Raw genomic sequence first — 20,112 nt, 5'->3', positions numbered from 1 at the left:
GGCGGCCGATCGGCCGGGTCAAGCCCGGCTCTATTTATGTTCGACGGCCACCCGCTTGTCATCAGCTAACACGGGGGTAGAGGCTCCTGTGAACCGTTTTCAGGGTATCAGGGACCGGTAGATTTAAACTATAGGCGACAGTAGTTGTCGTCACCAGAACGCCACCGGGGCGCGTATCGCTCGACGAACGATGACAGGAAATCTTATTCACCGAGGTTTCGCAGATCGTGAGCAGTCGCTTCGAACGGTCGGCTTGCTGCCCGTGAGTCGCTCGCCCAGCCGTCGGCGACCGACTCGAGTGGCCGGCCGACCGTTCCCCGGTGCGGGTATGGCACAGAGGTTTAACTAACATGGTAGACGAATCGAAGAACATCGAACTGACAGAGGACGACTTAGAAAACAAATCGAAAGGACAGCTCATCAAGATGGCCGGTCAACTCCGAGACCGGCGAAACGACCTGAACCAGATGGCTTCCGAGCGGGCGTCAAAGCGTGACGATCTCAACGCGAAGACCCGCGAGAAGGTCGACGAAGCCCAAGAGCACCGCGAGAAACGCGACGAGCTCAACGAGCAAGTCCAGGAACACAAGGAGAGCCGCAACGAGCTCAACGCCGAAGCCAACGAGCTGTTCGACAAGGTCGAACAGCTCAAGTCCGACATGGAGCTCGACGAGGGCACGGATCTCGAGGAGCTCAAAGAGGAGATCGAGCAACTCGAGTTCAAACAGCAGACCGAGGTTCTCTCGAGCGAGGAAGAGAAGGAACTCATCGAGAAGATCGAGAGCAAGCGCGAGGAGTACGAGGAGCGCAAACAGAAACTCGATCAGAACGAGGACTTAGAGGAGCTCGTCGCGGAAGCCGAAGAAGTGCGATCGGAAGCCTCCCAGCACCATCAGAAGGTCACGGAGCTGGCGGACAAGGCCCAGGAACATCACAATCAGATGATCGAGGCCTATCGCGAGGCCGACGACGTCCGTGACGAGGCCGACGAGATGCACGAGAAGTTCGTCGAAGCCCAGGAGGCCGCCGACCGCCACCACGAGGACTTCGTCCGCGTCCAGAAGCGCCTGCGCGAACTGGACAAGAAAGAAGAGGAAGAGCGCAAGTCCGAGCGCGACAAGAAGAAAGAGGAGGCCAAAGAGGAGGCCGAAGAGATCTATCAGAAGTTCAAGGAAGGCGAAACCCTCGAAACCGAGGACCTGATGAAACTCCAGAAGACGGGACTGCTCTAATTCGATTTCGTCTACCGCGGCTTTTCTCCCCGAATTTTCGGGTTTCACGAACGGTCGTCAGTGGCGTCGCTCTCCCCATTCGAGTAATTCGGGCGTCGATCCCTCCTTAGAGACGGGTCGCCGTACACATCACAATACAGTCCAGAAGACAGTGAACGCCGCCTCGAGCGGTGAAATTATGGGTATTCGACCACGAGTCGCGGTATGGACGTTGCAATTCTCGGCTGTGGGTACGTCGGCATCGAGCTGGGCCGACAGCTCGCGGCACGAGAGCACGAGCCGATCGGCGTTCGGCGGTCGACGGCGGGAATCGAGCGGATCGAAGACGCGGGCTTCCAGGCGGTCCGAGCGGACGTCACCGATCGCGAGGCCCTCGCGGCGGTCCCGGACGTCGACGCGATCGTCTTCGCCGCGAGCAGCGGCGGGCGAGGTGCCGAGGCCGCCCGCGACGTGTACGTCGAGGGGCTGCAAACGGCGATCGAGGCGTTCGGCGAACGCGAGCGTACGCCCGAACGACTGATTTACACCTCCTCGACCGGTGTTCACGGCGATCACGACGGTGACTGGGTCGACGAGGAGACGCCGCTCGATCCCACGACCGAGAAGACGGCGGTACTCGCCGAGGCCGAACGGATCGCGCTCGAGGACCCCGAAGCGTACGGCTTTCGGGGGACAGTCGCACGGTATGCCGGGCTGTACGGCCCCGATCGATACCGTCTCGAGCGGTATCTCGAGGGGCCCGTGACCGCGGGGTATCTCAACATGGTCCATCGGGACGACGCCGCCGGTGCGGTTCGATACCTGCTCGAGGAAGACCTCGCACGCGGGGAGGTCGTCCAGGTGGTCGACGACGAACCCGCCTCCAAATGGGCGTTCGCGGACTGGCTGGCCGCCGAGTGTGGTCGGGAGGGGCCGCCGACGCAGACGAAAGCCGAACGGCTCGCGGATGACGACGTCTCCGACGCGGGCCGACGGCGGATCCTGACGAGCAAACGCTGTTCGAACGACCGGCTTCGGGAACTGGGCTACGAGTTCGCCTATCCCACCTTTCGTGAGGGGTATCGAGAGGCGATCGAGAGCTATCGCCGTCGGTGATTGCCCGTTCGTGAACCGGGAACCACGGCTCCGGCCCTGACCGCGGGGCTGCACGCGGTGTGTCACTCGTTTCAACGACTGCGATACCGTCGTGGGGCCGTCGACTGACGGTTCGCGACGATCGACGGCGCTCCTCGAGCGGAAAAACCGTCGGAAAACTCTTGGTGGTTCGATTTGATTCCTCGGTATGAGCTATCGGCGCGCCTCGAGAGGCGGTGCCTTCCTCGGGGCGAATCCGTTGGTAACCGAGTCGCTCGGTGACTCGGTCCGATCCCTCGAACCGCTCGTCCTCTCGTTGCTGGTTCTCGTCGCCGTCGCGCTCGTCCTCGGTGGGTGGTGGGCGGTTCGGTGGGTTCGACGACCGCCGGGCGTCCGGCTCCAACGCGTCCTCGCCGGAGAGGACGACGTGACGGTGTTGATGCATCCGAATCCGGATCCCGACGCCATGTCGTGTGCGATGGGCGTCGCGGCGATCGCAGCGTCGGTCGACACCGACGCGACGCTGCAGTTCTCGGGCGAAATCCGCCACCAGGAGAACCGCGCGTTCCGAACCGTCCTCGATCTCGACATGGAGTCCATCGAGGCGAGTTCACAACTCGCATCGAACCCGGTGGTCCTCGTCGATCACAACACCCCCCGCGGGTTCACGGGTGCACAGACCGTCGAGCCGATCGCGGTCGTGGATCACCATCCCGGCAACGGGGCCGGGAAGAAGTTTACCGACGTCCGGACCGACTACGGCGCGGCCTCGACGATCATCGTCGAGTACCTGAACGATATCGGCGCGACGATGGCCGCCGAGGACGGCTCCGGCGGGCTCGAGGTGTCGCCGGAGCTGGCGACGGGCCTCCTCTATGGCATCCAGTCGGACACGAATCACCTGACGAACGGCTGCTCCCGGGCGGAGTTCGACGCCTGTGCGACGTTGTTTCCCGGGATCGACGAGGACCTGCTCGACCGGATCGCCAACCCGCAGGTCAGCGACGACGTGTTACAGGTCAAGGCGAAGGCGATCACCGAGAAACGGATCGAAGGCCCCTTCGCCGTCTGCGGCGTCGGCGAGATCGGCAACGTCGACGCGATTCCACAGGCCGCGGACGAACTCATGCACCTCGAGGGCGTCACGGCAGTCGTCGTCTACGGTGAACACGACGGGACGCTCCACCTCTCCGGACGGTCCCGGGACGACCGAGTCCACATGGGCGAGACGCTCCGCCACGCGATCAGCGATATACCGATGGCCAGCGCGGGCGGCCACGCACGAATGGGCGGTGGCCAGCTCTCGGTCGATCACATGGAGGGGATCGGTCCCTCCGACGGGATCAGCCGCGCGGAGTTCGAGGAACGGCTCTTCTCGGCGATGGCGGGCGAACGGTGACGACGCTCCTACCCGCAGTCGGTCGGCGGTGTCTCAGTGCCCGTCGTCACCCGCCGCTATCGGATCTCTTTCCACTCGGACTTGCAGTCCGGACAGATACGGACCGTCTTGATCTCATCCGGGTCGTTTTCCGTCTTCAGTGGTTTCTCGCACTCACCGCAGACGAGCCGATCGTAGGTGTCTTTCTCGAGTTCGCCGGCACGGAGTGCCTTCCGGACTGATCTCATGTTCACCCTGTAGGCAGGTGGGGAAGAAAAAGACCAATGCTTCCCGGCCTCGAGTCGCTGCCGTCGTGTGGTCGTTGCGGGTGCCGGGACGGTCCCCTGTCTCGAGCGATCGGCGACACCACGGCCGGCTCCGTGGGTCGCGCCGCTGCCTGACAGCGCTCCGTGGTGTCTATCTGGCCGCATCCGTGGCCGTTTTACCGGTCCGCTCGAACACCCCACCGATGGAGTACGTCCAGGAGCGGATCGCCACGCTCCACGAGTTCGGCGACGGGGACGGGCGGCGGCGGACCGACCTCGCCCGCGAGGCCGCCGCGGCAGTCGCCGAGACGGCCGTCGTCGTCCCAATGACCGGCCGCGAGTACGAGAGCCCCGCCGCCGAACGCGTTCTCGGCGAACTCGAGTCACTCGAGCCGGAACCGGCCGCGGTGTTCGTCCCCGTTCGCGCCGAGCCCGATCGGATCGGTCCGTTCCGGAACTGGCTCGAGGAGTTCGGGCTGCCGATTCGCGTCCTCTGGTGTAACGCGCCCGGCGTCGAGACGCTCCTCGCCGACGCCGGACTGGGCGGCGAGTTCGGAAAGGGCCGAGACGTCTGGCTCGCGCTCGGTCCTGCCGCCGACGCCGCCGACGCCGTCGTCGTCCACGACGCCGACGCTCGGAGTTACGAGGCAGGCCACGTTCGCCGCCTGCTCGCACCGCTGACGATGGAATTCGAGTTTTCGAAGGGGTACTACGCCCGCGTCGAGCGCGGTCGACTCTACGGGCGGCTTTGCCGACTGTTCTACGAACCGCTCGTTCGTACCCTCGCGGACGCTCACGATGCGCCGATCGTCGACTTCCTCGGTGCGTTCCGGTATGCGCTGGCCGGCGAGTTCGCCGCGACCGCCGACCTCGCCCGGCGGCTCCGCGCCCCCCGTACGTGGGGGCTCGAGGTCGGAACCCTCGGCGACGCCTACGAGATCGCCGGCTTCGACGGCAGTGCACAGGTCGATCTCGGCCGGCACGAACACGACCACCGCGCCGTTGCCGGCGAGACCGGCCTCGAGGGGATGAGCCGCGAGGTGGCCGCCACGCTCCTGTCCGTCCTCGAGGAGCACGGGGTCGACCCCGACTACGGGACGCTTCCCGAGCGGTATCGGGCCGTCGGCGACGATCTGATCCAGCAGTACCGCGCCGACGCGGCGATCAACGGGCTCGCGTACGATCCGGCGAGCGAACGGGAGCAGCTGGCTCGCTACGCCGAGTCGATCGTCCCGCCGGGACCCGACGACACGCGCCTGCCGCGATGGATCGACGCGCCGTTCGCGCCGGGCGACGTGCTCGGGGCAACTCAGCCCTGGCGGGGGCGACGCGTCGGCTCGCGCTCGCAAGACTAATCCCCCTATCGGCCGTTGGGCCGCGTATGGACGCGACCGCCGACGAACTTGCCGGCGTGGTCGACCTCTTCGGCGGGTTGACTCGTGCCGAACTCGAGCGGGCGCTCGCCGAAGCCGCCTACCGTGCCGACGGGCAATCGGTCGACGACGGGGCCCTCGAGGCGGCGATCGACGAGGCGCTCGAGTCGTTCGCGCTCGTTCGGTACGATCCCGCGGAGGAGGACGTTGCGTCGATGGCCGACGGCGAGGCGTTGCTGGTTGCGGGCCCGACGGCCTTTCCGACCGTGCCGGCGGACGCGGAAGACGTCCCCCACATTCTCGACGTCGAGCGACGACGGCTCGATCGGGACCTGTTGGGTGAGCGGACCCGCGAGCGTGTCCGCGAGGCTGCCGACGAGGCCATCGAAGCCGAGGAGACCGAACGGATCAGGGCCCTGATCGACGTCAGCTACGACGTCGAGTCGTGGGCGCCGGTCGATCTCACGGACGAACGGACGCGACTGGAGGACGCTCTCAACGAATGATAGCGAGGAGACTGACGCTCGATCCCGTCGCAGCGTACGACCCCACCGAGATCGGCGACCAGGAGTACGACGCCGCGGTTCTCGCGCCGATACTCGATCGGGACGGCGAGGACCACCTCCTCTTTACCCGGCGGGCCGACCACCTGGGGGAACACCCCGGACAGATGAGCTTCCCCGGCGGCGGAGCCGAGTCACAGGACGAAACCATCCTCGAGACCGCGCTCCGTGAAGCGAACGAGGAGATCGGCCTCGAACCCAGCGAGGCCGAAATCGTCGGCCAGCTCGACGACATTCGAACGGTCACCGAGTACGCCGTCACGCCGTTCGTCGCCCGCGTGCCCGATCGGGAGTACGTCCGCGAGGAGAGCGAGGTCGCCGAGATCGTCGTCCTGCCGCTGTCGGGACTGCTCGATCCGGACAACTACGAATACGAGCGCCGATCTCACCCCTATTACGGCGAGATCGTCATCCACTACTTCCACGTAAACGGCGCCACCGTCTGGGGCGCGACCGGCCGGATCCTGGTGCAACTGCTCGAGTTGGCGACCGACTTCGAAGCGCCCGAGAAGGTCGACCGGTCGGATTTTTAGTCGGTCACTCGCCGAATTTCCGGAGTTTCCGCTGAATCTTCCGTCGGGAAATTCGTCGAGTACCGCAGTGCCGTGGTTTCCCTCCGTGAGCACTGTCTCCTGAATCACCTCGGCCGTCCCTCGTCAACCGTGGCTGTCCCGAGATCGAGTTCCCTCTCTCGGAGCGGTCGAGAACGGAGTGATACGGACCGCTGTCAGGCAGCGACGGCGACCAACGGGCCCGTGGGGTCGCGGTCACTCGCGACAGGGGACCGTCCGAATCGATCGTGGGTCACAGCCCCTCGAGCGACCGCAATTTCTGCTCGACGTCGGGCGGCGCGGCGCTGGGGCCGTCGCGCACGCGGTGGTCGGGGAGCAACAGCGGGGCCGGGTTCTCGTCGAGTGCTGTCCGGACGAGGATGATGTCGTCGTCGTCCTCGTGATCGAGCCCGGAGGTCATCCGGGCGAGCGTCTCGACGCTGACCTGCTCCCCGTAGGGAATCTCCTGGACGCCTTCGAGGACCGCCCGCTGGTCGGTCGGCATGGTCATCGCGACCTGCACGTCGTCGAAGGTGATCTCCTCGAGGCCGTCGAGGTACTCGAAGATTCGATCGAGGACGGGGTGGTCGTCCTCGGCGTCGTCGTCGGGGATCTCGGGGAACGAGACGCTCAGGACCCGCCCGCTCGCGGCACCGAGCTGGACGTACCGGTCGAGGTACGGCGATTCCCGTGCGTAGATTCCGGCATCCGTAACGTCCTCCATAGCTAGCACTAGACCATCGGGGCTTGAATAGTCGCCGGTCCTCGGTTTCTCCTCGTCTGGACTCTCCGGGAGTCTCGCCTCCACTGACGACGAGGAAGCACCACGCCTTCCCCAACCGAGTTCTACTCACGGTTCCGACAGTCGACGTTCGTATTTCCGGGGCCTCACTTCGTTCGGCCTCGCATTCCTCACCGCGGCACAGCGCGCGCCTCTGCACGTGGTCAGATCGCTTTCTCCATTCTTTTCTCCGCGGTCCCGTGTGCCTCCATGACGCAAGCCTTATGTACATATGAGTACGTCGATGTACAATAATGAACTCCGATACGGAGCTCGCTCCCGCGGTGGAGTCGATCCTCGAGGCGGCACGGGAGCGGTCGGGCGGTGAGGGCGTCGTCGACGTCGACGCGCGCTCGCTGTCGGACGCGCTTGCCGACGCCGAGGCCGAGGGGCGAGTCCCAGTGATCGCGGAGGTGAAACCGACGAGTCCGACGGCGGATGGCACTCGAGCCGACGATCCGGTCGAACTGGCACGGGCGATGGTCGAGGGCGGCGCGGCGGCGATTTCGGTACTCACGGAGCCGACCCACTTCGGCGGCTCGCCCGAGGCGCTTTCCCGCATCCGGGCGGCCGTCGACGTCCCCGTCCTGCGAAAGGACTTCGTCCTTGAGGAAGCCGGGATGGACGTCGTCGAGGCGGACCTGCTCTTGTTGATCGCCAGGTTCGTGGACGATCTCGAGGCGCTCGTTACCGCCGCCCGCGAGCGCGGTTTTCAACCCCTCGTGGAGGTCCACGACCGGGCGGAACTCGAGACCGCCCTCGAGGCGGGAGCCGACATCATCGGCGTGAACAACCGGGATCTGGCGCGACTCGAGGTCGACCTCGAAACCTTCGAGTCAGTCGCACCCGAGGCTCCGGACGACGTAACCCTGATCGCCGAGAGCGGGGTCTCGTCGCCGGCCGACGCCCGGCGGATGCGCGAGGCGGGTGCCGACGCCCTGCTAGTCGGCAGCGCCATCATGGACCACGGCGCGGGCGACAGCGACGTGACCGCGAACACGCGGCGACTCACGCGAGCGGAATCGAGCACGACGAGTGAGACGACACGAGCGTACGACGGAGAGACACAGACATGAGCACGGAACGCGAACGGGACGGCGAGTACGAATCCGGACGGACGGGCAGCTTCGGCGACTACGGCGGTCAGTACGTCCCCGAGGCGCTGATGCCAGCACTCCAGGAACTCGAGGACGCCTACGAGCGCTACGTTCTCGAAAACGAGGACGGATTTCTCGACGAGTTCCGCGAGCGCATGCGGGACTTCGGCGGGCGACCGACGCCGCTGCAGCGCGCGGATCGGCTGAGCGAGCGCTACGACCGCGAGGTCTACCTGAAACGGGAGGATCTCCTCCACGGCGGGGCCCACAAGCTCAACAACGCGCTCGGACAGGTTCTCCTGGCCAAGTACATGGGCAAAGAGCGGATCATCGCCGAAACCGGTGCCGGACAACACGGCACCGCGACGGCGATGGCTGCGGCCCATCTGGACATGCCCTGCGAGATCTACATGGGCCGAACGGACGTCAACCGCCAGCGGCCCAACGTTTATCGAATGCGAATGAACGGTGCCGAGGTGAACCCGGTCGAGGCCGGCAGCGCCACGCTGAAAGAGGCGATCAACGAGACGATGCGCGACTGGGCGACGACCGTCGAGCGGACCCACTACGTGATCGGCTCGGTCGTGGGGCCACACCCGTTCCCGCAGATGGTCCGTGACTTTCAGGCGGTCATCGGCGAGGAGATCCGCGATCAGATACAGGAGCGGGCGGGCCGACTCCCGGACAGCGTCGTCGCCTGCGCCGGCGGCGGCTCGAACACGATGGGCACGTTCCACGCGTTCGTACCGGACGAGACCGTCGACCTCTACGCCGTCGAGGCCGGCGGCTCGAGCCTCGAGATCGACGAAGACGCCGGACTCGCGCCGAACTCCGCGACGCTCTCGACGGGCACCGACGGCGTCCTCCACGGCGCGATGACGAAGCTCCTCCAGGGCGGTGACGGCCAGATCGTCGAGTCCCACAGCGTCAGCGCGGGGCTCGACTACGCCGGCGTCGGCCCCGAGTTGTCGCATCTCGTCGAGACCGGCCGGGTCACGCCCACGAACGTCGACGACGACGCCGCGCTCAACGGCTTCCACCGACTCTCGAGACTCGAGGGGATCATCCCCGCGCTCGAGTCGAGTCACGCGCTCGGGTATCTCGAGGAGGAACACGAGGAACTCGGCGACCTCGTCGTCGTCAACGTTTCCGGCCGCGGCGACAAGGACCTCGAGACGGTGCTCGAGGAGACCGAGAAGCGCGATCTCGAGGCCGCGCCGGACGTCGAGGTGTTCGACCAGTGAGCGACGCGACATACGACAGCGACGTCGAAGCAGCCATCCGTGAGAACCACCCCGCGCTCATCACCTACATCACCGCGGGTGACCCCTCGCTCGAGGACACCAAAGCCTACGTCGAGGCCCTGGATCGCGGGGGCTCGGATCTGATCGAGCTCGGGCTTCCGTTCTCGGAACCGATCGCGGAGGGGCAGACGATCCAGGCCGCGATCAACCGCGCGCTCGCGGCCGGGACGACCCCCGACGGGTTCTTCGAACTGGTCGAAGACCTCGAAACCGAAGCGCCGCTGCTGGTGATGACGTACTACAATATGATTCTCCAGTACGGGGACAGCGAGGCGCAACGCGCCTCGGAAGAAGCGACCGGGCAGCGCCCGCGAGCCAAACCCGACGTGCGGCCGTTCGTGGAGCGGGCCGCCGAAGCCGGCCTTTCGGGAATCATCGTTCCCGACTTGCCTGCCGAGGAATCCGATCCGCTTCGGGAGGCCTGCGACGACAACGGGCTCGACCTCGTCTTCATCATCGCGCCGACGACCGAGGGCGAGCGACTGGACAGTATCATGTCTCAGGTTTCGGGCTTTGCCTACGTCCAGGCCCGCCTCGGGACGACCGGCGCACGAGCGAACGTGTCGGGTGCGACCCACGACAGCCTCGCGCGGCTCTCGGAGTACGACGTCCCCAAAGCCGTCGGCTTCGGCGTTAGCAAGGGCGAACACGCGACCGAGATCATTGAGGCAGGTGCCGACGGCGTCATCGTCGGCAGTGCTCTCATCGACATCATTTCGTCGAGCGAGACGCCCGGCGACGCGGTCGACGCACTCGAGGCCAAAGCGGCGGAGCTCAAACGGGGCGCACGTCGCGGCGCGGATTCCCTCACGGTCGATCCGGAAGAACGACCGGAACCAGAACAGCCATAACGGCAAGCTTGTTAGACTCCCGCAATGACCACAGGAACTGACGCACGACTCGAGCGAATCGGTACAGACGGATCGTACGTGATCATCCCGATGGACCACGGCATCACGATGGGTGCGGTCCAGGGACTGAAAGACATCGAAGCGACGATCGACGGCGTGACCAGCGGCGGGGCGGACGCCGTCCTCACGCAGAAGGGTGTCGCACCTCGCGTCCACGACAACAAGAACGGAAAGGGGTACATCGTCCACCTCAACGGCTCGACGACGATCGGACCCGACGAGCAGGACAAACGGATGACCGGTACCGTCGAGGAGGCGATCCGAGTGGGTGCCGACGCCGTCTCCTTCCACATCAACGTCGGCTCGGATCACGAACCGGACCAGATCAGTCAGCTCTCGGCGGTCACCGAACAGGCCCAGCGGTTCGGTATCCCGGTGCTCGCGATGGCCTACGCTCGCGGTCCCGGCGTCGACTCGGCGGACCCCGAAGCGCTCGGCCATGCGGTCCGACTCGCCGAGGAACTCGGCGCTGACATCGTCAAGACGGGGTACAGCGGCGACGCGGAGAGCTTCCAGCACGTCGTCGAGTCGACCCGACTGCCGGTCGTCATCGCCGGCGGCTCGAAGGGAACCGACCGCGAGACGATCGAGATGGTACGGGGCGTGATGGACGCCGGCGGTGCCGGCGTCTCGATGGGTCGATCGATCTTCCAGCACGAGGACCCGGAAGCCATCGCACGAGCGGTCGCCGGCGTCGTCCACGACGATCTCTCGGCCGAGGACGCGCTGACCGAAGCCGGACTGGCACTCGAGGCCTGAGACCCTTCGTTTCTCTTCTCGCCGTCGATCGCAGTAGCGTCCGCGACATCCCTCGCGGTCAGTGACAATGCGTATCGAGATGCACGTCACGGTCCGCATAGTGAGGACTCAGTTCGACGGTCGCGTGATCGACGCCGTGGCGGGCGAGTTCGTCGTGGACGCGAGCGACGACCGATTCGGCCTCGGCCATCGTCTCGACGCCGGTCTCGAGGTGGACCGTCGCGACCGTGATCTGACTGCAGATCTGCCACGCGTGGAAGTCGTCGACTCGATCCACGCCGTCGATCCCGGTTATGTGGGATCGAATGTCGTCGCTCTCGAGGGGCGTCTTGAGGAAGAAGATCTCGCCGCTGCCGCGCAAGACGGTGACTGCCGACCAGGTCACCACGGCGGCGATGAGCGCCGCGGCGATCGGGTCGACGACGCGGATGCCGGTCACCTCGATGGCGAGCACGGAGACGATGACGGCGACGGAGCCGCCGGCGTCGCCGAGCAAGTGGTAGAACGCACCCTTCTCGTTGAGGCTCATCGCGTCGCCGTGGAGGACGTACACCGAGCCGACGTTGACGAGGAGGCCGCCCGTCGCGATGGCGATCGTCGGCCCGGTACCGATGGCGACGGGCTCGAGGAAGCGCTGATAGGACTCCCAGAGGATGAACCCGACCATCGGCAAGAGGAGGAGCCCGTTGAGGAACGCGGCGAACGGCTCGAGACGGTGGAGGCCGTACGACCAGCGCTCGCCGTCGCCGTACTGTTCGGCGACGTGAGCGGCAGCGAAGGCCATCACGTACGCTAGCGCGTCGAACAGCATGTGGACGGCGTCGCTGATCAGCGCGACGGAGCCAAAGGCCAGCCCGCCCGCGAGTTCGACGAGGAAGCCGACGACGTTGATCAGCGAGACGGCGGCGAGTTTGCGACTGCTCGTCGAATCCCCGCCGTGGCTGTGTCCCCGTCCGTGGCTGTGGTCGTCGCCTGCGTGCGAGTCGTCGTGAGCGTGCGCCGACTCGTGTTGACGCATCGTATGTCGAACTCGGGACCTCACTCTTATTAACATAGCTGCTATTAAACGCCGTTTTATATGCTAATCTTGGCAAAAATACTCGATTGAGTTATTAAAACGTGCCCGGCACATCGCCGCTTCTCGCCCGGAGCGGGACCGAATCGGAACGACTTCGGCGGTAGACACCTACTACGAGGCCGTGACCGACGGCGAGGAGCTGACGCTCGCAGACGAGATCGTCGCCCGCGCGCGGATTCACGCCCGTGAGGTCCGCGAGGAGTACGAACTGGCCGTCGACCTCGGGGCCCTCGAGTGGACGGTCTCCTCGCGAGCGCGCCGCCGAGCGGGCCTTTGCAGGTGGAACGCGGACAGTGGCGTCGCGACGATCGTGCTCGCCCGCCGGGCGTACGACCACTACGACTGGCCCGAGTTCGCGGGGATCGTCCGCCACGAACTCGTCCACGCCTGGGAGTTCCAGCACTTCGGCGAGTCCGGACACGGGGAACGATTTCGCGACCGGGCTGGCGCGCTCGAGGCCCCGCGCTACTGCGAGGCGTTCGCGGAGCCCCGATACGTCCTCCGGTGTCTCACCGACGGCTGTGACTGGCGGGCAACGCGCCATCGCGCGTCCACGCCCGTGAAATCACCCGATCAGTACCGCTGTGGTGCGTGCGGCGGTGCCTACGAGGTCGAACACGCGGAAAGCGGCCGGACGTGGACGACCGCCGGCGGCTACGGCGGCGCGAAAGCGGCCCTCGGCGACGAATGGTAGCGCGATCGGTGCTCGAATCGGGGCGAGCGACGGGTCGAGCGCGGAACACTTATTCGCCTCACCATGCCTGTGTCAGGTATGGGAATACTCGAGTTGATGCTGGGTTCGTCCGGCCCCGGCGAACAGGGCATCGAGGGGAAATCGTACACGCTCCCGAAGGAGACCCACGACTTCGTCTATCCGATCGCGGTTCGCCGCGAGGAGGTCGAGGCCTTCGGTGAGTTGCTCGAGGCGGCCGGCGACGGGTCGCCAGCCGAGACGGACCCCGAGGAACTCCAGGCGGTCATCGACGACGTGGGGGGCGAGGAGGGCCCCGATATCGATACCGACGCGCTCGTCGAGCGACTGCAACGGCCCCAGAACGCGGCCGCGTCGGTCATCGGGACCTGGAGCGAGACCCTCGAGCGAGATATCGGCGTCGTCTACGCCCGTCGCGGGACCCTCGAGGTCCTGATCGAGTTCGTCAAGCGCTGCAAGGACCGCGACGAGGACGAGTCGGACTCGTTCGAACTCCCCGAGAGTTTCCCGAACGCGGCGGCGCTGCTCAAGCGACTCGAGGAAGGGACGGACACCCAGTATCGGGCCGTCGTTCACACGGATCTGCTGCCTGACGAGTAGGGGTTCGAACCGCCACTAGACGATCGTTTCGAAGGCCTCGAGCGACGCGAGTTCGTAGGTCGGTTCGTGCTCGCTGGGGCCGTCGTCGCGGCCGGTATCGAGCCAGGCCGAGTCCAGGCCCATCGCGTTGGCCCCTGCGATGTCGGCGTGTAACGAGTCGCCGACGTGGATCGCCGCGTCCGGCGTCACGTCGAGGTCGGCGAGTGCGCGTTCGAAGGGGGCGGCGTTCGGTTTCGGGAGGATCCCCGCGCTTGGCTCCGTGAAGACGTGGGTGTCGAACGCGTCCTCGATACCCAGCGATCGGAGTTTCTGGGTTTGTGTCTTCCGGCCACCGTTCGTGATGAGCGCGACGGACGCACGTTCGCGGGCGTATTCGAGGGCGGGTTTCGCGCCGGGCCGGAACCGGACGGCGGTCGGCTCCTGGACGTCGAGGTAGTTCGTCGCGAGCGTCGGCGCGAGATCCGGAGCCAGGCCGGCCCGCCGTGTGACTTCCGTAAAGAGTTGCTCGTAGAACTCCCGATCCGTCTCGGCGGTCGGCAGGTCGGGCACCGCGGCTCGCAGATCCGCCGGCGTACAGAACGGGTCACAGCCGGCCCGCTCGAAGGTCGACTCGAGCAGGCTCGCGGCGTCCTGGGTCGATTCGCAGAGCGTCGAATCAAGATCGAAACAGATCGCGTCGTAGGCGGCCATCTGTCACCGTGTAGGGGCGGGGGCGTTCTCAACGTTTCGCCGAGGTCGCATCCACTCGAGACGGCGTATCGTCACCGACGAGAACTGCCTGAAAGCCCCGTTCAGTCCCGCCCGACTGGTGGTTCGACCGGGGAGCCGACCCTCGCGGCCGCTCGGGGTCGACTCGAGCCGCTAGTAGCTACTGAACCGATCGACACACTGACCGCAACGCCTCATGCGGTCAGGTGTGCAGTGACGTTCGGTGGCTGCTATAACCCGCCGATTCCGCAGCAGTTATTTTTATTGACACACCTCTCGGCGTATGGAGGTCGTCAAGCGAGTCCACGTCGTGCCACTGGGCTACGAGTTCGATCGGATCCTCGAGCCGATCCGGGACCAGCGGGCGGATCTGGTCTATCTGCTCGAGGGTGACGGCGTGGGCGGCAGGGGGAGGAACGGCAACGAAGGGGAGTGGAACGGAACGACCGAGCGAAACGCCACGGCAGCCGCCGAGTACCACGAGGAATTGCGCGCGGAACTCGAGTCGATCGTCCCCGAGGTTCGGACCTGGGTGTGTGATCTGACGGACGTCTACGCCGTGCTCGGAGACGTGACGACGATCGCCGACGAGCACGCAGACGATCAGGTGTACGTCAACGTCTCCGGGGCCGGGACGATCCCGGCGATCGGTGCGACGATCGCGTGTATGGACGTCTCGACGGACGCACACGCCTATTACGTCGAGCCCGCGGAGTACGCCCACGACGGGACCGCCGAACCGGTCTCGTTCGGACTCGACGAGATCGAGGAGGTCCCGACCTATCCGATCGAGTCGCCGTCGCGTGACCAGGTCGCGATCATGGAGTTCCTCTCCGATCCGCCCGCGTGGGACGGATTTCACGACGATCGGACGGCCCCGCCGAAGAAGAAGGACCTCATCGAGTACGCGCGCGACCACGACCTCTCTTTTATCGCCGACCGTCGCTCGCCCGACGAGCGCTCCGGCGAGGACAAGGGCGCGTTCCGCGTGCTGGATACCCACGTCCTCGAGCCCCTCGCTGAGGACGGCTACGTCACGATCGAGTCGGTCGGCCGCCGACGCGTGGTCGAGTTGACCGAGCGAGGCGAAAACGCCTACCGGGCGTTCCGGCACAAGCTCATCGGTGACGGCACCGAATCCTGAGACGGTTTGCTGTCCCAATTTCCCGGTGGGACCGCCCTGTGGGTGCGCCGAGACCCAGCGACGCCGGACCGTCCGAGCGGCGGTCGGCCGGCACACGCGTCGCCTACTCACTCCTCGTGAACCAGCCTGTACAGTTTCGTCCCTAGCCGAGCGAACTCGAGGTCGGCCTCGAGTCGCTCGATGTGGTCGCGAAGCGCCGCCGCGTCGAGTCCCGGGAACTCGCGGTCGGTGCGGGAATCGAGGTGGCTGCTCGCGCGTGCGAGCAGGAAGGGCGCGGCGTCAGCGAGGTGCGAGCCCGGAAGCTCGGGGCCAGCGCCACGGCCGCGCTCGACTGCGGCCAGCACTTCTCTGGCCACGATGAGTCGCCGTCGGAGCCGGTGGATCTCGTCGTCGTCCGCGGGCGGTGTCAGGTACCGCGACTGCAACTCGTCGGCCGCGACGACGCGGTCCGGCTCGACGTCGAACTCCGCCGCGAGCCGTTCACGGTCCGGTTCGCCGACGCCGGTGCGGCGAGCGGCGAGCCGGATCGCGCCCAGCATGGCAGCCGGCTGCCCGTACTCGAGGGCCGCCAGCTCGCCGGCGTGATCGTAGACCGCTCGCGCGACTGCGGCCGCGGACTCCGCCTCGAGACGGCGGGCGGCGCGGTCGATCGACGGTTCTGCATCCATCTCGAGGTGACGCTGACCCATGTTCGATCGATCGCCCGGAGATATCTTATCAACTTCTGAGAAAGTATCCGTACTATCCTTACTATCGTGGGTGTTGGCACTGTCCGTTCTATTACGGCTTTCGACCGGCGGTATCGGGCTCGACGACCCGGAAACGGCTACCGTCGATCCGTTGGACCGATCGATCCGCCGGCCCTGCCCGATCCGCCACGTTCAAGCCGGTTCCCTTCGAGGATCGATTCATGACGCGAGCTGTCTGGGTGAAAGCCGACGATACCGTCGGCGACTGGAACGACCGCCGGGCGCGGATCACCACCGCGCTCGAAGCGGGTGCAGACTGGGTACTGGTCGACGAAGACGACGTCGGACGCGTCCGCGAACTGGGCGACATCAACGTCGCGGCGTTTCGAACCGACGGCGACGTGACCCTGGTCGACGACGCCGAGGGCGAAGACGACCCTGCTTCGCAGGCCGACGCGATTATCGTCGGCAAAAACGGCGAGGGCGACGCGACGATCGACCTGCCCGAGGACTTCTCGGGCTCGGCGGATCTCTCGACGCTGCGACGGGACGGCGACTTCGACCGGGGCGCGTACGTCCGCATTCTGGGCAAGGAGTACGAACGCTTCGCGGAAACCGCCGCCGAGGAAGCCGACCACACGATCGTCGTCGGCGAGGACTGGACGATCATCCCCCTCGAGAACCTGATCGCGCGCATCGGCGAGGAGACCGACCTCGTCGCGGGCGTGACCAGCGCCGAGGAGGCCAAGACGGCGTTCGAAACCCTCGAGATCGGCTCCGATGCCGTCCTGCTCGACTCCGACGACCCCGACGAGATTCGCAAGACGGTCGAGGTCCGGGACGAGGCCGCCCGCGAGAGCCTCGATCTCGAGTACGCCGAGGTCCGCGACGTCGAACGGGCCGGCAGCGCCGACCGGGTCTGTGTCGATACCGGCAGCCTGCTCGAGCACGACGAGGGGATGCTCGTGGGGTCGATGAGCCGCGGACTGGTGTTCGTCCACGGCGAAACCGCGGAATCACCGTACGTCGCCTCCCGTCCCTTCCGGGTGAACGCGGGCGCGGTCCACGCCTACGTCCGCACGCCCGACGGCGGGACGAAGTACCTCTCGGAACTGCAAAGCGGCGACGAGGTTCAGGTCGTCGATCTGCAGGGCAACACCCGCGAGGCCATCGTCGGTCGGGTCAAGATCGAACAGCGGCCGATGTTCCGGATCGCCCTCGAGGCCGCAAACGGCGACCGCGTCGAAACCCTGCTCCAGAACGCCGAGACGATCAAGGTCGCCACCGCCGACGGACGCAAGGCGGTGACTGATCTCGAGGCCGGCGACGAGATACTGCTGTACTACGAGGATACGGCTCGCCACTTCGGCGAAGCCGTCGAGGAAAGCATCATCGAGAAGTAGCGGTCCCCGTCGGTTCCTCGCCCGCTCGGCTCGTACGGTCTCCTGTAACGATTTACCGGTGCAACCGCGACCTGTCTTAGGGGTGTACCGTCGATGACTTCCAGCAGACCGTCCTCAGATATCGTTCGTCTCTGCCTCGGGCTCTGCCGGTTCGAGTCGCGTCGTACACCAGTGGCAGAACGCGAGGTCCTCGTCGATTTCTTTCCCGCACTCGGGGCAGGTCGATCCGTCCGTCTCCGTATCGCCGCCGGGCAGGTAGCCCAGCGCGCGAAAGGCCGAATCGACCGCGGCAAACAGGGCGATAAACGAGAGGAAGAACTGTGCCATCACGTCGGTTTCCTCGGCCATGATCGTCGCTTGCTCGAAGGCCTCGTCGTAACTCGTTATCGGGCCGGCCGCCGTGAGTTGATCGATCGGGAGAAAGAAGGCACTCACCGAGAGGAAGAGCCCGGCAAAAAGGGCAGCGCGGAGCCAGTCACGAACGAGGACGTGGCCCGCACCGGGCATGATCACCGACAGGCCGGCGGCGAGAAGCGCACGGAGCCATGTCATTGTACTGGGATGGTAGGGGCCCCCTGCCCTTAACATTCCGATTCTCCTCGTTTTCGACTCACCCGAGTCGTGTCACCAGTTCCGCGAGCGTCTCGAGGTCGTACTGGCCCGGTGCGGTCGCCGCCGCGGGATCGACCGGCGCGTAGCCGATTTTCGACCCGTACACCGGTGCGACCGCACGCGTGTGGCTTCCCACGTCACCCATCGCCATCGTCGCGACCGTGTCGCCGTGGGCGGTCAGCTGTTCGGTCGCGGACAACACCGCGAGCGTATCGGCCTTCGATTCCGCAGTCACCGCCAGCTTCGCGACGTCGGCGTACTTGCCCGCCTCCGTCAGCGTCCGGACGAGCTCCGTTCGAGGCGGCGTCCCTTCGAAGTCGTGGGCCGACGCGACGATCGAGACGTCCCGGTCACGAGCCGTCTCGAGGGTGTCCTCGGCGTCGCCATCCACGATAGACTCGAGCTCGACGTCGATCGCGGCGACGGCATCGAACCCGGTCGCTTCGGTCAGCGCCTCGAGCCGGCCGTCCTCGTCGGCGTCTCCGCCCTCCCAGTCGGCGCGATTCGTCGCGAGGAGCGGGAGCTCGCCGTCGTAGGCCTCGAGTGCGGCCAGTGGCTCGTCGGCCAGGTCCATTCGAAACTCGATCGCGTCCGCGTGCTCGCGGGCTGTGGGTTCCTCGGAGAGGTCCGCCGTCGACGCCGCGAGTACGAACGAGTCGAAGTCAAGTTCCATTGCTACCCACTGCGGACGAGCGTGGCAAAAACGGTATCGTTCCGGCGAGTTTCAGTCGGTCGGGGTCCCGAGTTAGGCCATCCCGATGGTCTCCTCGGCTTCGAGGAGCTCGTGGTAGCGGTTTCGGATGGTGACTTCGGAGATGTCGGCGACGTCGGAGACGGCGGCCTGCGTGGTCTTCTCGTTGGTCAGCAACGCGGCGGCGTAGACCGCGGCGGCGGCGAGGCCGACCGGCGACTTGCCCGAGTGGACGCCCTTCTCCTTGGCGTTCTGGAGCAGGCTTCGCGCGCGGTGCTCGGCCTCGTCGGAGAGTTCGAGTCCCGAGGCAAAGCGGGGGACGTAGCTCTCGGGATCGGCCGGCTGGACCTCGAGGCCGAGTTCGCGGACGACGTAGCGGTAGGTGCGGGCGATCTCGTTTTTCTCGACGCGGGAGACGTCCGCGATCTCGTCGAGGCTCCGGGGGACGCCGGCCTGCCGGGCGGCGGCGTAGACACACGCCGTCGAGACGCCTTCGATGGAGCGACCGGGGAGGAGGTCCTCGTCGAGCGCGCGTCGATAGATGACGCTTGCCGTCTCGCGGACGTTCGTGGGCAGTCCCAGCGCGGAGGCCATTCGGTCGATCTCGCCGAGTGCCTGTTTCAGGTTACGCTCCTTGGAGTCGCGGGTGCGGAAGCGCTCGTTCCACTTGCGCAGGCGCTGCATCTTCTCGCGCTGACGCGAGCCAAGGGAGTTCCCGTAGGCGTCCTTGTTGCGCCAGTCGATGTTGGTCGAGAGGCCCTTGTCGTGCATCGTGTTCGTCGTCGGCGCGCCCACGCGGGACTTCTCGTTTTTCTCGGCGGCGTCGAACGCGCGCCACTCCGGCCCACGGTCGACCGAGTCTTCCTCGACGACCAATCCACAGTCCTCACAGACGGTCTCGCCGTGTTCGTCGTCGACGACGAGGTTACCCGCACACTCGGGGCAGGCCAGATCCTCCTGCTCGCTTTCGGTCTCCTGTTCGTTCGTTTCGGGTTCGCTACGTCGTACTCTCGTATTCGATGGTGCGTTAGTCATACGATGGCAAGTGCTCCCGGCCGAACCGATCGTAAAAGCCCGGACGGATTCGTTACCTCCCACGTTCAGAGACTCAAGGTTTAACGGTTTCGGAATCCGGATCCAATATGCTCCGAAAACGGATAATTCGGAGGAACGAGTATGATAAATA

At 66.0% G+C, this 20,112-nt stretch carries 22 protein-coding genes; 14 read left to right on the top strand and 8 right to left on the bottom strand.

The features are described 5' to 3' along the window. Window positions 1-350: 350 nt before the first annotated feature. The 3 genes from CP557_RS14925 (at window position 351) to CP557_RS14915 (ending at window position 3,705) form a co-directional block, all read left to right on the top strand. Window positions 351-1,232, top strand: coding sequence for a coiled-coil protein (locus tag CP557_RS14925; protein ID WP_097380641.1), 882 nt, complete (start codon window positions 351-353; stop codon window positions 1,230-1,232). Window positions 1,233-1,436: 204 nt separating this feature from the next. Then, window positions 1,437-2,327 carry an SDR family oxidoreductase gene (locus CP557_RS14920; protein ID WP_097380640.1) on the top strand — a complete coding sequence of 297 codons (891 nt, stop codon included), beginning with the start codon at window positions 1,437-1,439 and terminating at the stop codon, window positions 2,325-2,327. A gap of 187 nt (window positions 2,328-2,514) precedes the next feature. After that, window positions 2,515-3,705, top strand: coding sequence for a DHH family phosphoesterase (locus CP557_RS14915; RefSeq protein ID WP_097380639.1), 1,191 nt, complete (start codon window positions 2,515-2,517; stop codon window positions 3,703-3,705). A gap of 56 nt (window positions 3,706-3,761) precedes the next feature. Here CP557_RS14915 and CP557_RS22640 read toward each other — a convergent pair whose 3' ends face one another. After that, complete coding sequence (locus tag CP557_RS22640) at window positions 3,762-3,932, bottom strand: HVO_0758 family zinc finger protein (RefSeq protein WP_169924392.1); 171 nt, start codon at window positions 3,930-3,932, stop codon at window positions 3,762-3,764. 221 nt (window positions 3,933-4,153) lie between these two features. Between CP557_RS22640 and CP557_RS14910 the strand changes: the two genes are divergently transcribed. From CP557_RS14910 to CP557_RS14900, 3 genes are read left to right on the top strand one after another with little or no spacing between them, the layout of a single operon-like run. Beyond that, the gene (locus CP557_RS14910; protein WP_097380638.1) at window positions 4,154-5,305 is read left to right on the top strand and encodes a glycosyltransferase family protein; all 1,152 of its coding nucleotides are present in this window, start codon (window positions 4,154-4,156) and stop codon (window positions 5,303-5,305) included. A 26-nt stretch (window positions 5,306-5,331) separates the two neighbouring features. Next, window positions 5,332-5,829 (top strand): DUF7109 family protein, encoded by a 498-nt coding sequence (locus CP557_RS14905; RefSeq protein ID WP_097380637.1) that lies wholly within the window; start codon window positions 5,332-5,334, stop codon window positions 5,827-5,829. Further along, window positions 5,826-6,419 (top strand): NUDIX hydrolase, encoded by a 594-nt coding sequence (locus CP557_RS14900; RefSeq protein ID WP_097380636.1) that lies wholly within the window; start codon window positions 5,826-5,828, stop codon window positions 6,417-6,419. The genes CP557_RS14905 and CP557_RS14900 overlap by 4 nt, the downstream gene beginning before the upstream one ends. A gap of 271 nt (window positions 6,420-6,690) precedes the next feature. On the opposite strand, the gene CP557_RS14895 is transcribed toward CP557_RS14900, so the two are convergent. Beyond that, window positions 6,691-7,161 (bottom strand): MGMT family protein, encoded by a 471-nt coding sequence (locus CP557_RS14895; RefSeq protein ID WP_097380635.1) that lies wholly within the window; start codon window positions 7,159-7,161, stop codon window positions 6,691-6,693. Window positions 7,162-7,472: 311 nt separating this feature from the next. Between CP557_RS14895 and trpC the strand changes: the two genes are divergently transcribed. Genes trpC through CP557_RS14875 form a run of 4 tightly spaced genes read left to right on the top strand, consistent with a single transcriptional unit; the run spans window position 7,473 to window position 11,289 of the window. Continuing rightward, the gene (gene trpC, locus CP557_RS14890) at window positions 7,473-8,294 is read left to right on the top strand and encodes an indole-3-glycerol phosphate synthase (protein WP_097380634.1); all 822 of its coding nucleotides are present in this window, start codon (window positions 7,473-7,475) and stop codon (window positions 8,292-8,294) included. Next, the gene (gene trpB, locus CP557_RS14885; protein WP_097380633.1) at window positions 8,291-9,559 is read left to right on the top strand and encodes a tryptophan synthase subunit beta; all 1,269 of its coding nucleotides are present in this window, start codon (window positions 8,291-8,293) and stop codon (window positions 9,557-9,559) included. The genes trpC and trpB overlap by 4 nt, the downstream gene beginning before the upstream one ends. Continuing rightward, on the top strand, window positions 9,556-10,470 hold the full coding sequence (trpA, locus tag CP557_RS14880) for a tryptophan synthase subunit alpha (RefSeq protein ID WP_097380632.1): 915 nt from the start codon (window positions 9,556-9,558) through the stop codon (window positions 10,468-10,470). The genes trpB and trpA overlap by 4 nt, the downstream gene beginning before the upstream one ends. Window positions 10,471-10,494: 24 nt before the next feature. Then, entirely contained in the window at window positions 10,495-11,289 is a 795-nt protein-coding gene (locus tag CP557_RS14875) for a 2-amino-3,7-dideoxy-D-threo-hept-6-ulosonate synthase (protein ID WP_097380631.1), read from the top strand. A 58-nt stretch (window positions 11,290-11,347) separates the two neighbouring features. Here the strand turns inward: CP557_RS14875 and CP557_RS14870 are convergent, their stop codons facing one another. Then, window positions 11,348-12,307: a cation diffusion facilitator family transporter gene (locus tag CP557_RS14870; protein ID WP_097380630.1), complete on the bottom strand. Its 960-nt coding sequence runs from the start codon at window positions 12,305-12,307 to the stop codon at window positions 11,348-11,350. A gap of 181 nt (window positions 12,308-12,488) precedes the next feature. On the opposite strand from CP557_RS14870, the gene CP557_RS14865 reads away from it, so the two are divergent. Together CP557_RS14865 and CP557_RS14860 are read left to right on the top strand one after the other, a co-directional pair. Next, window positions 12,489-13,061, top strand: coding sequence for a SprT family zinc-dependent metalloprotease (locus CP557_RS14865; protein WP_097380629.1), 573 nt, complete (start codon window positions 12,489-12,491; stop codon window positions 13,059-13,061). A 78-nt stretch (window positions 13,062-13,139) separates the two neighbouring features. Further along, window positions 13,140-13,679, top strand: a complete 540-nt coding sequence (locus CP557_RS14860; protein ID WP_097380628.1) for a hypothetical protein — start codon at window positions 13,140-13,142, stop codon at window positions 13,677-13,679. 15 nt (window positions 13,680-13,694) lie between these two features. Here the strand turns inward: CP557_RS14860 and CP557_RS14855 are convergent, their stop codons facing one another. Then, window positions 13,695-14,369, bottom strand: coding sequence for an HAD family hydrolase (locus tag CP557_RS14855; protein WP_097380627.1), 675 nt, complete (start codon window positions 14,367-14,369; stop codon window positions 13,695-13,697). A gap of 301 nt (window positions 14,370-14,670) precedes the next feature. On the opposite strand from CP557_RS14855, the gene CP557_RS14850 reads away from it, so the two are divergent. Continuing rightward, a complete protein-coding gene (locus tag CP557_RS14850) occupies window positions 14,671-15,531 on the top strand; it encodes an HFX_2341 family transcriptional regulator domain-containing protein (protein ID WP_097380626.1) in 861 nt (286 codons plus the stop codon). Window positions 15,532-15,638: 107 nt separating this feature from the next. On the opposite strand, the gene CP557_RS14845 is transcribed toward CP557_RS14850, so the two are convergent. Further along, entirely contained in the window at window positions 15,639-16,220 is a 582-nt protein-coding gene (locus CP557_RS14845) for a hypothetical protein (protein ID WP_097380625.1), read from the bottom strand. 221 nt (window positions 16,221-16,441) lie between these two features. On the opposite strand from CP557_RS14845, the gene CP557_RS14840 reads away from it, so the two are divergent. Then, on the top strand, window positions 16,442-17,623 hold the full coding sequence (locus CP557_RS14840) for a 3-dehydroquinate synthase II (RefSeq protein ID WP_097380624.1): 1,182 nt from the start codon (window positions 16,442-16,444) through the stop codon (window positions 17,621-17,623). Window positions 17,624-17,737: 114 nt separating this feature from the next. On the opposite strand, the gene CP557_RS14835 is transcribed toward CP557_RS14840, so the two are convergent. The 3 genes from CP557_RS14835 to CP557_RS14825 form a co-directional block, all read right to left on the bottom strand. Continuing rightward, window positions 17,738-18,175 (bottom strand): zinc ribbon domain-containing protein, encoded by a 438-nt coding sequence (locus CP557_RS14835; protein WP_097380623.1) that lies wholly within the window; start codon window positions 18,173-18,175, stop codon window positions 17,738-17,740. A 58-nt stretch (window positions 18,176-18,233) separates the two neighbouring features. Beyond that, complete coding sequence (locus tag CP557_RS14830; RefSeq protein ID WP_097380622.1) at window positions 18,234-18,908, bottom strand: type I 3-dehydroquinate dehydratase; 675 nt, start codon at window positions 18,906-18,908, stop codon at window positions 18,234-18,236. Window positions 18,909-18,980: 72 nt separating this feature from the next. Further along, a complete protein-coding gene (locus CP557_RS14825) occupies window positions 18,981-19,961 on the bottom strand; it encodes a transcription initiation factor IIB (protein WP_097380621.1) in 981 nt (326 codons plus the stop codon). Window positions 19,962-20,112: the final 151 nt, after the last annotated feature.

The sequence above is a fragment of the Natrinema ejinorense genome (assembly GCF_002494345.1).
In the GTDB taxonomy this organism is placed as follows: Archaea; Halobacteriota; Halobacteria; order Halobacteriales; family Natrialbaceae; genus Natrinema; species Natrinema longum.
The sequence above is the reverse complement of the archived record's forward strand: the minus strand, read 5'-3'. Positions and strand labels throughout refer to the sequence as shown.

Excerpts from the sequence above, each read along its gene's own strand:
- CP557_RS14840 (WP_097380624.1), top strand. The coding sequence starts at position 16,442 with ATGACGCGAGCTGTCTGGGTGAAAGCCGACGATACCGTCGGCGACTGG.
- CP557_RS14905 (WP_097380637.1), top strand. The coding sequence starts at position 5,332 with ATGGACGCGACCGCCGACGAACTTGCCGGCGTGGTCGACCTCTTCGGC.
- CP557_RS14910 (WP_097380638.1), top strand. The coding sequence starts at position 4,154 with ATGGAGTACGTCCAGGAGCGGATCGCCACGCTCCACGAGTTCGGCGAC.
- CP557_RS22640 (WP_169924392.1), bottom strand. The coding sequence starts at position 3,932 with ATGAGATCAGTCCGGAAGGCACTCCGTGCCGGCGAACTCGAGAAAGAC.
- CP557_RS14870 (WP_097380630.1), bottom strand. The coding sequence starts at position 12,307 with ATGCGTCAACACGAGTCGGCGCACGCTCACGACGACTCGCACGCAGGC.
- CP557_RS14925 (WP_097380641.1), top strand. The coding sequence starts at position 351 with ATGGTAGACGAATCGAAGAACATCGAACTGACAGAGGACGACTTAGAA.
- CP557_RS14860 (WP_097380628.1), top strand. The coding sequence starts at position 13,140 with ATGGGAATACTCGAGTTGATGCTGGGTTCGTCCGGCCCCGGCGAACAG.
- trpC (WP_097380634.1), top strand. The coding sequence starts at position 7,473 with ATGAACTCCGATACGGAGCTCGCTCCCGCGGTGGAGTCGATCCTCGAG.
- CP557_RS14825 (WP_097380621.1), bottom strand. The coding sequence starts at position 19,961 with ATGACTAACGCACCATCGAATACGAGAGTACGACGTAGCGAACCCGAA.
- CP557_RS14845 (WP_097380625.1), bottom strand. The coding sequence starts at position 16,220 with ATGGGTCAGCGTCACCTCGAGATGGATGCAGAACCGTCGATCGACCGC.
- CP557_RS14900 (WP_097380636.1), top strand. The coding sequence starts at position 5,826 with ATGATAGCGAGGAGACTGACGCTCGATCCCGTCGCAGCGTACGACCCC.
- CP557_RS14835 (WP_097380623.1), bottom strand. The coding sequence starts at position 18,175 with ATGACATGGCTCCGTGCGCTTCTCGCCGCCGGCCTGTCGGTGATCATG.
- CP557_RS14830 (WP_097380622.1), bottom strand. The coding sequence starts at position 18,908 with ATGGAACTTGACTTCGACTCGTTCGTACTCGCGGCGTCGACGGCGGAC.
- CP557_RS14850 (WP_097380626.1), top strand. The coding sequence starts at position 14,671 with ATGGAGGTCGTCAAGCGAGTCCACGTCGTGCCACTGGGCTACGAGTTC.
- CP557_RS14855 (WP_097380627.1), bottom strand. The coding sequence starts at position 14,369 with ATGGCCGCCTACGACGCGATCTGTTTCGATCTTGATTCGACGCTCTGC.
- CP557_RS14895 (WP_097380635.1), bottom strand. The coding sequence starts at position 7,161 with ATGGAGGACGTTACGGATGCCGGAATCTACGCACGGGAATCGCCGTAC.
- trpB (WP_097380633.1), top strand. The coding sequence starts at position 8,291 with ATGAGCACGGAACGCGAACGGGACGGCGAGTACGAATCCGGACGGACG.
- CP557_RS14915 (WP_097380639.1), top strand. The coding sequence starts at position 2,515 with ATGAGCTATCGGCGCGCCTCGAGAGGCGGTGCCTTCCTCGGGGCGAAT.
- CP557_RS14875 (WP_097380631.1), top strand. The coding sequence starts at position 10,495 with ATGACCACAGGAACTGACGCACGACTCGAGCGAATCGGTACAGACGGA.
- CP557_RS14920 (WP_097380640.1), top strand. The coding sequence starts at position 1,437 with ATGGACGTTGCAATTCTCGGCTGTGGGTACGTCGGCATCGAGCTGGGC.